The sequence below is a fragment of the Aedoeadaptatus nemausensis genome, assembly GCF_903819165.1.
In the GTDB taxonomy this organism is placed as follows: Bacteria; Bacillota; Clostridia; order Tissierellales; family Peptoniphilaceae; genus Aedoeadaptatus; species Aedoeadaptatus nemausensis.
The window spans coordinates 1-13,206 of record NZ_CAIJCS010000013.1 but is presented as its reverse complement, the minus strand read 5'-3'; the positions used below and the strand labels follow the sequence as shown (position 1 = coordinate 13,206).

The following is a 13,206-nucleotide window of genomic DNA, read 5'->3' as shown; positions in this document are numbered from 1 at the left end:
AATTTTATCATAGGAGGTTTTTTTACTTAAAGCTAAAGCTTTTTATGCCTACCACCAGCATAGCTGGTGGTTTATTCATGCTAAAGCGCACAATAAAAAGAAAACGCCGACGCGTTTTCTATCCCAGTGTTATGTCTAAAATCATCATTAATGTAAAACCCAGTGCGAAGGAAAGAACCCCCACATTGCTGTGCTCTCCCTGTGCCGTTTCGGGAATGAGTTCTTCCACCACCACATACATCATGACACCGGATGCAAAGCTCAAGAAGTACGGCAAAAAGGGAATGACCCGCGTCGCGAGGAGCATGGTAATGACCGAGGCTGCGGGCTCGACGACGCCTGAAAGGACGCCGTAGCCGAAGGCCCGTTTCCGCCCGATGCCCCCGGCGTGCATGGGAAGGGAGACGATAGCCCCTTCCGGAAAGTTTTGGATGGCGAGGCCTACGGCGAGAGCCAATGCGCTCCCCGCCGAAATGGTCACATTGTTGCTGAGCCAGCCCGCGATGACTACGCCGAGAGCCATACCCTCGGGAATATTATGAATGGTGACGGCGAGAAAGAGCATGGTGGAGCGCTTCATCTCCACCCCTTCCATGCCTTCCGATTCGTCCCCGTGTAAATGGGGCACAACTTTGTCGATGGCGAGCATGAAGAAGGTGCCGATCCAAAAGCCGATGGCGGCCGGCAGGAAAGCGAACTTACCTAAATCTGCAGACTCTTCCATGGCGGGAATGAGCAAACTCCAGATGGACGCCGCCACCATGACGCCGGCGGCAAAGCCGTTCATTCCCTTTTCTATTTCTTTATTCATCCGGTGGTGAAAAAACAATACACTGCCGGCACCTAAACTCGTCCCGATCAGGGGAATAGCGAGTGTCTGTAACACGGCTATATCCACAAAAGCCTCCTAGCTTAAATCTTTTTTCAATCGTTCTAACTTCTTTTTAATGTCCTCGTCGAGGGATGAGGAAAATACTTTGTCCGTGCGAATATTGCGGACGGTTTTCCGCGTGCGACCCTTGGCATTTTTTACGAGAATCTCCAGCTCTCTCGCACTGATACGCTTCCCGCCTCGAGCCATTATGATCTGCTGCTCCACAAAATCGCTGGTGGCCACGGAAACATCGTCCATGCGGCCCATGGAGGCGATCTCGCTCTCGATGTAGCGATCGGCGGTTACGGTCTCCTGGGTAAATACCACGTCCATGTGTTTTCCCGCCATGACGCTGCCGCTATGTCCTTTCACCCTGTAAGCGTCGAATACGAGGATGACGAAGACGTGTTCCGTAGCGGCGTATTCTTCCAATATATCCGCGAGAAGTTCCCGCGCCTCTTCCAGCCGGTCGTCGATCATGTCGTGAAACATGGGCCAGGCGTTTAAGACATTGTAGCCGTCGACGAAAAGATAGGCTTGGCTGCGCTTATATTTTCGTCTGTTTGCCATGGCGCTGCCTTACAATTTCATAGAGAAAAATCGAGGCCGCCACCGACGCGTTTAAGGATTCGAATTCCCCCGGCATGGGAATGGAAAGGAGGGCGTCCACGTGTTCTTTCGTCTTTTTGGCGATGCCCTTGCCCTCGTTGCCGACCACGACGGCAACAGGTCCCGTGAGATCCGCATCGTAAAGGCTTCCCTCTCCCGCGTCGGCGCCGTAAACCCATACATTTTTTTCCTTTAGTTCTTCAATGGTTCGATTCATATTCGTCACCTTGGCGACGAGCATATGGTCCACGGCTCCCGCCGATGTTTTATACACCGTGCCGTTGACTTCGGCAGAGCGATTTTTGGGGATGACCACGCCGTGGGCGCCCATGGCCACCGACGAGCGAATAATGGCGCCGAGATTGTGAGGGTCTTGAATGCTGTCCAGAAGGATGATGAGGGGATCTTCCTCCCGCTCCTCCGCCCGCCGAAACATATCCTCCAGTGTGGAGTAAGTAAAATTCGTAACATAGGCCACCACCCCTTGGTGGTTTTTGCCGCCCACCATTTCGTCCAGGCGGGATTTTTCGCGTTCTCGAATATCTACTCCCATGGCCTTGGCCTTGCCGCGAATTTTTTTCACCGTGCCGTCGTTCAGGCCCTTTTGAATAAAGAGTCTGTCAACCTTGTCTTCCAAGGCTTCCAGTACGGGATTGCGACCGAAGATTACTGTTTCGTCCATAATTCCTCCTTGTAAAACCGGCGTACCTCTTGGATTTTTCCGCAGGTCATGGCCCCTTCCGGGCAAGGCCCATTAACACATGGGGGTCCCGCCTTTTTAAATAAAGCCGGCGCCGTGTTCATAACTTCTTTTAACATGGCGAGGGCAAGATCGCGAATTTCCCATTGCGCCCGCAAACATAGACGCATATTAAAGAAGTGGAGCAGACTGCGGGCGTTCATGGTCAAGACGATTTTCGTCTCGCAGGCATTTGGGAGCACGTAACGGGCATCTTCGATGGCCCGCTTTTCCGCTTGACGCATAGCTTTTTTCTCATCCATTCCCTCGGCGATGTATTCCTCGTAATGCTTTTTTTGAAGGATATCGGTAATTTTGTGGTAGCTTTCGTTGGCCGCTTCCATACTCTTTAAAAAGACGTCATCCGCTTCTTTGTCGCCGCGAACGGCCTCGGGAACGATGTATTCAAACTGGTCCAGCTTGACATAGCGCTGAGATTGTTGGGAATAGCTGGCCAAGCGATGGCGCACCAATTGATGGGTCAGCACCCGGCTCACCCCTTCCACGGCAAAGGTAAAGCTCACATGTTCCAAGGGGGAGTCGTGGCCCATGGAGGCGAGCATGGAGACGAAGCGCTCCACTTCCTCATTATTTAATTTCTTTTCGATTTCCCCCACGCCCACCGGCGAGTAGCAAAGCTTGGCGGCCTTGGCGATGGTCGCCTCGGCTTCCGGGGTGTAGGCAATGAGTTTAACTTTCATCGTCCCAAATCCTTTCTATTTCCGTAAAATACGTGCGCAGACGCTCCGATTGCCCGGAGGTATAGAGATAGCCGATCAGACACTCAAAGCCCGTGGCATTTCGGTAATCCGCCACGGAAGCGTGTTTCGCCATGGTCTTTTGATGGGTGTTCCGCCCCCGCTTAAAGATGGCGGCCTCTTCTTCCGTAAAGAGGGGCTCCAGCTTTAGAGCGATTTCCGCCTGAGCCGACGCCTTGGCGTGATTGGCCGAGGCTCTGTGGAGTCGGGATACTTTTTCCCGCTTGTGGAGTATTTTACTCCTTACAAACACCTCGTAGACTCCGTCGCCGATATACGCAAGAACGAGGGGATTTTGCCCCCTCGCCTCGCTTTCCGTCCAAAGAGGAGCGGAGAAATATTCTCTTACATCTTTTTCCACAAAGTGCCCTCTCTCGTATCCTCGATGGCGATGCCCCGATCGGCCAGTTCGTCGCGAATGGCGTCGGCTCTTGCGAAATCTTTGTTTTTCCGCGCTTCCTTGCGCTCTTCGAGGAGCGCTTCGATGTCCGATGCGTCCATTTCGTCGCGGCGGCCTAAAATACCGAGGACGCCTGCCAGTTCCATAAATACGTCGTAGGCTTCCTGAAGGCTGTCTTTTTTAGCGCCTCCTGCAATGTGGGTGTTAATATCCCGCGCCAAACTGAAGAGACTCCCCGTGGCCCTCGCCGTGTTCAGGTCGTCTTCCATAGCTTCTACGAATTCCTTCTTTTCTTCCTGAACCTTTTTGTCCAGATTCTCGTCTCGTCCGGCGGGAATATCGCTTCCTAAAAGCTGTTCCATGTGATCCCGCACGCCGTAGAGGCGATCCAGCCCCGCCTTGGTTTGTTCCATGGCGTCGTAGGAATAGTTGATCGGGCTTCTGTAGTGGGCGCTTAAAAGGAAGAAGCGAAGCACTTCCAGATCGAAGACCTGAGCCACTTCCCGTACGGTAAAGAAATTACCCAGGGATTTGCTCATTTTCGTGCCGTCGACGGTGATCATGCCGTTGTGGAGCCAGTAATTGGCGAAGGTTTGGCCCGTCAATGTTTCCGATTGGGCGATTTCATTTTCGTGGTGAGGGAACTGTAAGTCTTCCCCGCCGGAGTGAATGTCGATGGTGTCGCCGAGGAGCGTCTTCGCCATAACCGAGCATTCGATATGCCAGCCCGGGCGCCCTTCGCCCCAGGGAGAGGGCCACGCCGGCTCCCCTTCTTTCTTGCCCTTCCAGAGCACGAAATCGCCGGGGTTTTTCTTTTGGCTGTTCACTTCGATCCGCGCCCCGCTTTGGAGCTCATCGATGTTTTTGCCGGAAAGCTTACCGTAATCTTTGGCCTTCGTAATATCGAAATAGACATCGCCGTTTAAGGGATAGGCCACATCTTTTTCCACGAGACCTGCGATAAATTCTTCGATTTCGTCGATAAATTCCGTAGCGCGGGGATTTTTTGTGTCGTAAGTGTAGAGATTGAGCCCGTTGGCGTCTTGTTTAAACTCGGCGATGTATTTTTCCGCAATATCTTTTACTGTGGAATTTTCTTCGATAGCGCGATTAATAAGCTTGTCGTCGATGTCTGTAAAGTTGACGACAAAGTCCACATCGTAGCCTTTGTAGATAAAGAAGCGGCGGAGGGTGTCGAATACCACGAGGGGACGAGCGTTCCCTACGTGGATAAAGTTGTAGACCGTCGGGCCGCAATTGTACATCCGCACTTTGTTCTCGTCGATGGGGACGAATTCTTCCTTCGTTCGGGTCATGGAGTTAAATAGTTTCACAATGGGCTCCCTTCTGTTTAAAGGTCGTAGTAATAACCGTCTTCCAATTTATCTCGAATGGCCGAGAAAATATTGTTGATGTCGTCGTCTTGAATAAAGAGGACTTCTGCATTCCTCCGGCGCACGCCGTCGCGAATTCGCTTCACTTCTGCAGGGCGTACGGAGTTTAAATACACGAGGACGAGATCGGCGCCGTCCATCCGGCTCTCGATATCGTCTTCGGAAGCTTCTTCGATGTGGACTACATCGCCTCCCGATTCCGTCATGGCCCTTACGTGATCGGAGACGGATTCGCCCTTACCGAAGACCGTCAGCCGGATATTTTCTAAAAAACGCTCGGGATGTTCCTCGACGGTCTCTCCCATATTATCGAAAGGGGTAAGCACATTGTCTCCGTCGATATTGTGGATCCAGATAACCCTGCCGGCGGAAGGATCTCGCTGCCAGTAGGCGTAGTCCACGATATCCCCTTCGTCTACATTTAGGTTACCGAGGGTGCCGTCTTCTAAATCGATGCGCAGTGTGCCGTCGTCTCCTTCGCCTTCAATATAAAGACTGCGATAATCGCCGTCGGACAACACTCTGGCGTAGGAGATCACGCGGCGCTCGCTTTCCACCGTTTCCGTCGCCTTCTCCAAAAGCTCGTAGCTGTAAATATTTTTCAGGTGATTGTTGTTGTAAACCCGCTTCACTACCGTGGCGCGGACCTCGTCCCCTTCGGAAATATTTTGCAGGCGGAGTACTTTTTCCGGGATAAAGACCCTCTCTTCGCCTAGGGTGCCGCCGCCGAGCTTCAGATGAACGCGGCCGACGTAATTTTCGTTACCCTCAAGGTCCGATTCCGGCTCCATTATACTTTCTTCGGTCTCCACTTCCACATCGTAGAGGAGCTCCAAAAGATCCAGCCACTTTTCCAGTCGGGGACGACGCTCAAACATATTAAATTCCGTCATATTATCGATACAGGCTTTCATCTCATTTTTAATATCATTTACCATATAATCTTTATTCATTTAGCTCTCCATTCTAATTTATATACTGTCTTTTATTTTAACACTTATGTTGAAGGAACTCTATATGCCACCCTTTATTTCGAAGTTTGATAAAAAAGAGCCTGCAGATATAATCTGCAAGACTCCTTCTCGTTTAATCTGTAAATTTAAAGCCGCACTTGCCGCAAAAATGCGCACTGCCTTTGCGCTCGCTTCCGCACCGGCCGCAGAACTTCTGTTTTTGCGCCGGTTTTTCCTGCGGTGCAATGAGCGTCTTTTCAGGCTCCTCTTCTTCCGACCGCTCGATTTCATCCTTTTCTTCCGATTCGGTCATCGAAGCCCCGCTCTTCCCTTCCGTCGGGGTCGGTGAAAATTTATATTTCTCCTTGTCGATCCTTTCGCCTTCGGTCTCGGGGCGAGTAGTTTGTCCTTCCTCGACGAATCTTCCTCTCTCTCGCTCCATTCCCCCGTCTTTTCTCATAGGATTCATAAGATTCTCTTTTGCAATGCGACGGGTTTTCAGTAGAAAGAGATTGTACTGCTCGGGCAGATGACCGAAATAGGCGAGAACACAGTAGATCAGCGCCGCAAAAATAAGGATAAGCCACAGGATCGTCGGGAAGGAAAAGATATCCTTCAACAAGCTGAAGCCCGCCAGTCCCAAAATGCCGTGGTAATTTTTTATAGTGTCCTCGTCGGCATCCAGGCTGTTTACAAATTCCGTCTGGGTTCCCTCCTCCGCTTTGTCGGCCGCTCCGGCGGCGAGACTCGTAGCCACCGGTTTGAAGCCGGATATAAAGCCTTCTCTTCCCCCGCCGTCGGTGAAAGGTTTAAATGCGGAGCGAACTTCTTCCTCATCGTAGCCGAAGGCCAGAGGCTTTATAATGCGTTCCGTATCGGCGATGCCTACGGCCGATTCCGGATGCACGGCCCCCTTATCTTCTTCATATATCCCGCCGCGCAATAATCTTTCCATGGCCGCCATATCTCGAGGCGCCTTCGGGCCGTCGTTAATATCTTCCGGTTGTAAAATCTCGGGAGCGATGGGGGTAAAGGAAAGGATTCTCCCGAGAGCGAGGCGGTTGATGCCGTTTTCTCCTATGGCGAGATTCGACAATATCCGCTCCATCATTATTTCATAACCGTCCTCGGCTCCGGCTCGTTTCTCTGTCGATAGAGTGTAGATCCCCGTCTCCACGGGCACGAAGACTTTTTCTCCCTCTAAACCGTAAATCGCTTTGTAATCTCCCGCCCTATGGCAAATGGTTTCTATTTTATCTCCCAATATTAAAAAGCTCAAAGGTACAAAATCCGACTTCTGATCTCCCATGGCCACTTCGATTTGAAGCTGATCTTTATGGAAGTCGATGAAGTAATAGGCATTGTTATAAAGGCCGGCCTTCGGTAGGATCCACGTGAAATCTTTTCCCTTCTTAATGACGAGGTAATCGGGGAATGTATCGTAATCAAAGTTCTTTATATAAAATTCTACGCCTCGTCCCCGAGCCTTGCCCACATCTATATAGAGGACGCTTTTGTCCCTGCTCTCAATCAAGTCCACGCCTAAGCTATGGGCGTAGTCTACAAAATCCTGAGGAACGACGGCGTCATTTTCCATATGGGCGACGGCGGATCCGTCGATGGCGAAGGTGCGTTTCTTAATTACCTGCCTCCTGGGAGCCGACGTGTAATCGTAGACGAAGCGCTTAATGCGCATTCCGTCCACGTCGACCAAAGTTCCTCCCTCATAGCCTGCGGATTCCAGGGCTTCTTTCAAAGAAGCCGTCCATTGGGAGGGATCCAAGGTCGAAAGATCTCGAAAATTAATGGACGAGGTGTAAATGGGCTTGAAATTATAGCCCATGATCTTTTGCGCCCCCTCCATATCGAAGGGTTTTTTACTTACATAGAGGGGCACAAACCTGATTTCGTCTTCGTCCCGTACTTTTTTTACCAAGACATTGCGCCGAATATAGCTTCCGGCGGCACCATCACTGTTCATTATGCCCTTATAACTTACATAGTCCACGGTAATAATGGCGTGATCATAGTAGGATTTTACATTACTGATCCGGATAACACGGGGCAGGTCGAAAAGTTCCGCTGTGGAGCGATTCAATACGACTGCATTTTCTCCTATGGAGAAAGAGACGGATTTATTATAGACATCCAAGCCCTCGTAGTCGCCGGGACTCAAGGTAAAGTCGTAATACTTTTTGTAGAAATCTGCAAAGGCCTCGAGATCTACGGAATAGGAAGATTTTTTCGGATACTCCGCCAGTTCTTCGCACGCTTTACTGATGGGTGCGAAGGCTTCGTCCCAGCCCTCGATGGTGTTATCTTCTTTTTTGTAATCGGGGTCCAAAAGCTCCTGCCCATAAGCGAGACCGACAGAGGTTAAGCTCGGGATATAACGCTGATCCACCTTTCCGTCTTTTACTTCGGAAGATAATAGAGGGGCCAGCGCCAATTTAAGGTCGTCGACAGATTGTTGCTCCCCATCGCCGAAAAAGTGATCGTATCCTCCCTCGGGGGAAGATTGCATAATATCGTAGGCTTGAAACAGATTCCATTGATTGGACATGTCCTCCTCATCGTCATAGCCCATCATTTCTCCTGTTGAAATGACCTCGCCACGAGCATCGTTCACTTTTTCCAGATTCCAGTTCCCGTCCATGCGGTAATAAGCCGAAGATCCTGAGCCTCCATCGCCGAATTCATCGGCAGGCCCTTGGCTCCCCTCATGAAAGGCGATGTAATTATATTTACCGTCCCGGGAAATTTCACAGTCTATTCCCGATCGAAAGGCATTTATAAAAGAATCGCTTTCATAATGGACGATGCGCTTCGCCTTCGCGCCTATACGCGCGTATACATCGTAGAACATGGTGCCGTCTGCACGGTAACAATATCCCAGAAATTCGCGATTGTTTTCTCCGTCGAAAGCGTTGATAAATTCTACGGGGGTCTTCCCCGGTAAATCCTCAGACATTTCGTCGTAGTATTCTCCGTCGAAAGTCGACTTTAAATAGCCTTGGCTATCGTAGAAATCATCTTTAATCAAGGGATAGAATAAGCCCGATTCCATGGGCACGACTTTAAGATATTCTTCGCGAGATAAATTCCCTCCGTCGGTAAAGGCGTAAGAGGGCGAGACCATAATGCAAAGTAAAAAGGTCAGACAGTATAGTAAAATCTTTTTCACATCATACTCCTTACTACGATTCTCCGGATTTTCGATTTAGCTTACTATTATGTATAATCTCATTTTATCATTTTTATTTTTTTAAACAATTAATATAAAATCAATTCTATTTTTCCTGCGATTCTCTTTATTTTTTTATAAACCGACGCTTTCTTCTCCAATAAAAAATCCCCTTACCGAAAGGTAAAGGGATTTAAAAACGGAATCTTCGGCGTCTACATCTTCCGCAATTTGACGGAGAGGTTCTTCCAATGCGCGGAGAATGATCATCATGCCGGTTTTTTTCATCACGTGCGGAAATATCTTACAGGCGGGGACGACGCTCAAACATATTAAATTCCGTCATATTATCGATACAGGCTTTTATTCCATTTTTATTTTTATTTACTAAGAGTTTAGTCTCTTTATTATATGCTGTCTTTTTGTTTTCTTCGCCCCGTTTTACCCGCGATCCAAAATACGAGCATACCGAAAAGGGCGAAAAGGACGATGGCGCCTCCCGGTTTGACGTCAAAATAAAAGCTCGACGCGAGACCGACAAACATATAGAGGATGCCGAGGATCGTCGTCAATTTTAGCGTCTCTTTATAGGAGCGGGCGACGATTAAACTCGTGGCCACGGGAAGCGCGATCAAACTTGTCACCATTAAGGCGCCCACTAATTTCACCGCCATGGCAATGGTCACGGCGCTTAATAGGGTAAAGCAGGCGTTAATGATTTTTACTTTTACGCCACTGAGCCTCGCCGTATTGGGGTCGATGGCAATGGCCAATAATCCGCTGTATTCTTTAATTGATGCAAAGACTACGAGGATAAATACCACTCCGATGGCGACGGCATCCCAGGTGCTGACCGTTGCAATGGAGCCGAAGAGATAGGATTCGAAGGAACTTCCGCCGGGAGCAAAGTCCGACAAAATCGATGCGATGCCCAGTCCCAAGCTCATGACGATGGCCGTGGCCATGTCTCCGTATTGGGGAAAGCGATGACGAATAATTTCGATGGCAAAGGCCGCCACGGTACAAATGATCGCCATGCCGATAAGAGGATCGAAGCCTAAGATCAAGCCCATCCCCACGCCGGTTAAGGCGCTGTGGCTTAGGGCGTCGCCGATCATGGAGGTCTTTCTGTTCACCATGACCACGCCGATAGCGGGAATCATAATGGAGAGAAAGAAACCTGCCAACAAAGCTTTTCGCATGAACGCATACTCAAGCATGCGGAACCTCCTTTCGTTCTAACTTTTTATCTTTGATTTCATAAAGGCTTTGTGCCCCGCCCCATCGCATCACTTCTTCCAAATCGTGGGTGATCATGAGAATGGTCAAGTTCTTTTCCCGATTCAAGTGACCTATGGTTTCTAAAAACCGCGCGCGGCTCTCTTTGTCCACGCCCACAGTCGGCTCGTCCAATATGAGGATCTCGGGATCGTGGACCATGGCGCGGGAAATCATACTCCTTTGCTTTAAGCCGCCGGACAGTTCATTAACCGGGCGATCTTTGTAATCGAAAAGGTTCATTTTTTTCAGCACCTTTTTCGCCTTTTCTTTATGACGCTTTTTCGGATATTTCAAGAAACCGAATTCGTCGTAAAGGTTTAGCACCACAAGTTCCATAACCGTTATGGGAAAGGCGATTTTTTCTACAACGCTCATTTGAGGCACATAGCCTACATCCCGATAATCGTCGCCGCTTCGCTCTCTTCCTAAAATACGAACACTCCCTTTGTCGGGCTTTAGTTCGCCTAATATATTTTTAATAAATGTGGATTTTCCGCTTCCGTTTCCGCCGATGATGACGGCAAATTCTCCTCGTTTAATGGTTAAATTGATGCTATCCAACACCTGCTGGCCGCTATCGTAGGAAAAGGAAAGATCCCGTATTTCAATACTACTTGTCACGGGGATCACCGCCTTTCGATACACCTTTATCCTCTTCCGCCGCGATTCCATTGACGCGAAGCATATGCTCGTAGAGGTTTTTTAAATTCATAGACATTAAATCGTAATACGTCAAATCGTCCGGAGAATGGCCGGGAGAGACGTATTCCATGGAAGCCAAGGGCACGGTTTTGCCGCCGGGTACTTCTTCGGCGATAACCTTCGCCACGGCGGGAGAGGTTCCGTATTCGTAAAAAATCGTCTGAATATGTGCCTTTTTCGCATAATCGATGGCCCGCACCATGGAATGAATGGAGGGATCGTCCATGCTCGTCAGGCTTTGCAGGGGATATTGGGTAAGACCGAAATCCCGCGCCAAATACTCGAAGGCGTAGTGCATGACGATAAATTCTTTTTTCTCCAAGGCGTTAAATTTATCTTTGTATTCAAATTCCAATAAATTTAATTCGTCCACCGCCTTAAAGCGATTCTTTTTAAATCTCTTAGCCGCCTTAGGATCCAACTTCGTAAGCTCCCGCTCAATAGTCCCTAAATAGGATTTCGCATTATTTATGGAAAGCCATGAATGGGGATCGAAGGTTACCTGATCCACTTCTTTCGACGACGATTCCATTAGAATTTCGTTTTTCATTATCTCGCCCTTGCGATCTAAAAAGTCGAAAGTTAAAATTTCCTCCGGCTTGCGATCGGTATAGATAATCCATTGGCCCGCCTCGGGGATATGGTATTTTACTTCACCCGATTCGTGGCTCATGGCGATTTTGTAAACACCTCCGTTTTTAACGTCGATGGTCTGTTTTTGTTTAATGGGATCTCCTTCTTTTTTTAGAATCTCACGGCCTTTTTTAATCATATCCTCTCGGTTCATGGTGCCGTCGTCTTTTAAAAAGGCGATACGCAAATAATCTTCGTGGGTGTGCCCGAAAACCAGGGGATAGGTGGCCGCATCTAATTCGGCGCGCTGCATCAGTTGAAATTCGCCAAGTGCGGCTGCACCCGTATAGGTGATCAAGTCCACATTGTCCGCGAGATTAATCACCTTTAGCCCCGGAATGTTTTTCTTAACGCTACCGACCCAACGTTCCATATTGGCGCCGTTTACGATTAAAAGATCCGCTTTCTCCAATTCTTTTAAGGCCTTTGGCGTAGGCTCCCAGTCATGGACCGTCGCCGATGTGGGCATAAAACTTCGCACTTCCACATCCTCTCCCGCTACCATCTTGGTCAAGCTGTAAATAGGAAAAAACGAAGCGTACACCAGCGGCTTTTCCCCTGTGACGCTTCGTTTTTTTGCCGAACAAGATGTTAACAGGATCGCCAAAGGAATGAAAAGAAAAAGGCAGAATAGACCGAAACTTTTTCTTTTATTCAATTCGACTTCCTTTCTAACCTTGTATTAATCTTTATGAGGATTCGAAATTTTTAGTGACTTAAAAATTCCGCCATCGCGCTTGCAGGTGTGGAAGCGCGAACGAATGTAGGATACCATTCATCTTCGCTATCCACCAATTTCGCCTTGTCGTCACCTAAGCGCACGTGGAAGTGAGCCATAGTATCTTCACCGTGAACATCCATGAGAGCCATGTATTTAGGCACATCCTCGGATTCGGTTTCAAATACATACCAATACATCGTGGCGCCGCCGTGTTCCATGGGAGCCGCTTCTGTAAATTTATAAGCGACTTCTTTCGTTTCTCCCTCTTCATTTGCCTTGCCTTTATGGAAGATAACCTTGTCGCCGTCGACGACCATACCGCCGAAGTCAAACTTTCTGTTTTCCATTTTTTCTTCCAAGAAAGCTTTAGGCTCTTTGCCGTCTTCCTTCGCTTCACTTTCAACGCCCTTTAACACTTCGGCGTCGTCTTTGTAAGCGTAAACGGAATTCCAATCGCCGTCCCAATCACTAAGCTTTACATCTTCTCGTTTTTCATGATCTTCGTGATCGTGATCATGATCATGGTCGTGATTGTGGTTATGATTGTTATCACTATGGTTATGATTGTCGGCTTCCACCTGATGATTGTTATCGGCATTATTAGGCGCCTCGTTTGCATTGTTTCCGCAGGCCGTTAAAACCAGGGATAAGGATAGGGCACCTGTCAGTAATAGTGTCTTCAAATTTTTCATATGTACCTCCAAAAAATATTTTATGATAATAGTTATCACTCTTATTCTGCTTCAGAATATCATCGTATTTTCAAAAAGTCAACTCCTTTTTTACTTTTAATTTTCGCTCTTTCTTTTCTTCCGCTTTTTTATCTCTTTTCGCCACTAAAAAATCCCCTTACCGAATGTAGAGTGACCCCATAAAGTTGGACTTAATCGAGTAAGCAAATGCTTACTCGATTTTGTTTTACATAACTTATTTTCTATGCGGATTGCATGCGTTCACG

General features: G+C 48.5%; 13 protein-coding genes. All 13 read right to left on the bottom strand.

Annotated elements, in window-relative coordinates:
- Positions 1-118 precede the first annotated feature (118 nt).
- The 13 genes from PEPTYR26121_RS01145 to PEPTYR26121_RS01085 all read right to left on the bottom strand — a co-directional run bounded on the left by PEPTYR26121_RS01145 (position 119) and on the right by PEPTYR26121_RS01085 (position 12,940).
- Positions 119-898, bottom strand: coding sequence for a ZIP family metal transporter (locus PEPTYR26121_RS01145; protein WP_218956306.1), 780 nt, complete (start codon positions 896-898; stop codon positions 119-121).
- A gap of 9 nt (positions 899-907) precedes the next feature.
- On the bottom strand, positions 908-1,444 hold the full coding sequence (locus tag PEPTYR26121_RS01140) for an NYN domain-containing protein (RefSeq protein WP_180498408.1): 537 nt from the start codon (positions 1,442-1,444) through the stop codon (positions 908-910).
- Positions 1,422-2,165, bottom strand: coding sequence for a 23S rRNA (guanosine(2251)-2'-O)-methyltransferase RlmB (rlmB, locus tag PEPTYR26121_RS01135; protein WP_180498406.1), 744 nt, complete (start codon positions 2,163-2,165; stop codon positions 1,422-1,424). Before rlmB ends, PEPTYR26121_RS01140 begins: the two co-directional genes overlap by 23 nt.
- Positions 2,150-2,923, bottom strand: a complete 774-nt coding sequence (gene thyX, locus PEPTYR26121_RS01130; RefSeq protein WP_180498404.1) for an FAD-dependent thymidylate synthase — start codon at positions 2,921-2,923, stop codon at positions 2,150-2,152. The genes rlmB and thyX overlap by 16 nt, the downstream gene beginning before the upstream one ends.
- Complete coding sequence (locus PEPTYR26121_RS01125; protein WP_180498402.1) at positions 2,913-3,341, bottom strand: Mini-ribonuclease 3; 429 nt, start codon at positions 3,339-3,341, stop codon at positions 2,913-2,915. The genes thyX and PEPTYR26121_RS01125 overlap by 11 nt, the downstream gene beginning before the upstream one ends.
- On the bottom strand, positions 3,326-4,714 hold the full coding sequence (gene cysS, locus PEPTYR26121_RS01120; protein ID WP_180498401.1) for a cysteine--tRNA ligase: 1,389 nt from the start codon (positions 4,712-4,714) through the stop codon (positions 3,326-3,328). Before cysS ends, PEPTYR26121_RS01125 begins: the two co-directional genes overlap by 16 nt.
- Positions 4,715-4,731: 17 nt before the next feature.
- A complete protein-coding gene (locus tag PEPTYR26121_RS01115; protein ID WP_180498399.1) occupies positions 4,732-5,727 on the bottom strand; it encodes a hypothetical protein in 996 nt (331 codons plus the stop codon).
- Between the two features lie 133 nt (positions 5,728-5,860).
- Positions 5,861-8,911 (bottom strand): zinc ribbon domain-containing protein, encoded by a 3,051-nt coding sequence (locus PEPTYR26121_RS01110; protein WP_180498397.1) that lies wholly within the window; start codon positions 8,909-8,911, stop codon positions 5,861-5,863.
- 135 nt (positions 8,912-9,046) lie between these two features.
- Positions 9,047-9,202, bottom strand: coding sequence for a hypothetical protein (locus PEPTYR26121_RS01105; RefSeq protein WP_180498395.1), 156 nt, complete (start codon positions 9,200-9,202; stop codon positions 9,047-9,049).
- A 116-nt stretch (positions 9,203-9,318) separates the two neighbouring features.
- Positions 9,319-10,131 carry a metal ABC transporter permease gene (locus tag PEPTYR26121_RS01100; RefSeq protein ID WP_180498393.1) on the bottom strand — a complete coding sequence of 271 codons (813 nt, stop codon included), beginning with the start codon at positions 10,129-10,131 and terminating at the stop codon, positions 9,319-9,321.
- Positions 10,124-10,813: a metal ABC transporter ATP-binding protein gene (locus PEPTYR26121_RS01095; protein WP_218956305.1), complete on the bottom strand. Its 690-nt coding sequence runs from the start codon at positions 10,811-10,813 to the stop codon at positions 10,124-10,126. Before PEPTYR26121_RS01095 ends, PEPTYR26121_RS01100 begins: the two co-directional genes overlap by 8 nt.
- Complete coding sequence (locus tag PEPTYR26121_RS01090) at positions 10,803-12,185, bottom strand: metal ABC transporter solute-binding protein, Zn/Mn family (RefSeq protein ID WP_218956304.1); 1,383 nt, start codon at positions 12,183-12,185, stop codon at positions 10,803-10,805. The genes PEPTYR26121_RS01095 and PEPTYR26121_RS01090 overlap by 11 nt, the downstream gene beginning before the upstream one ends.
- Before the next feature lie 50 nt (positions 12,186-12,235).
- Positions 12,236-12,940, bottom strand: coding sequence for a ZinT/AdcA family metal-binding protein (locus PEPTYR26121_RS01085; protein WP_180498389.1), 705 nt, complete (start codon positions 12,938-12,940; stop codon positions 12,236-12,238).
- Positions 12,941-13,206 lie beyond the last annotated feature (266 nt).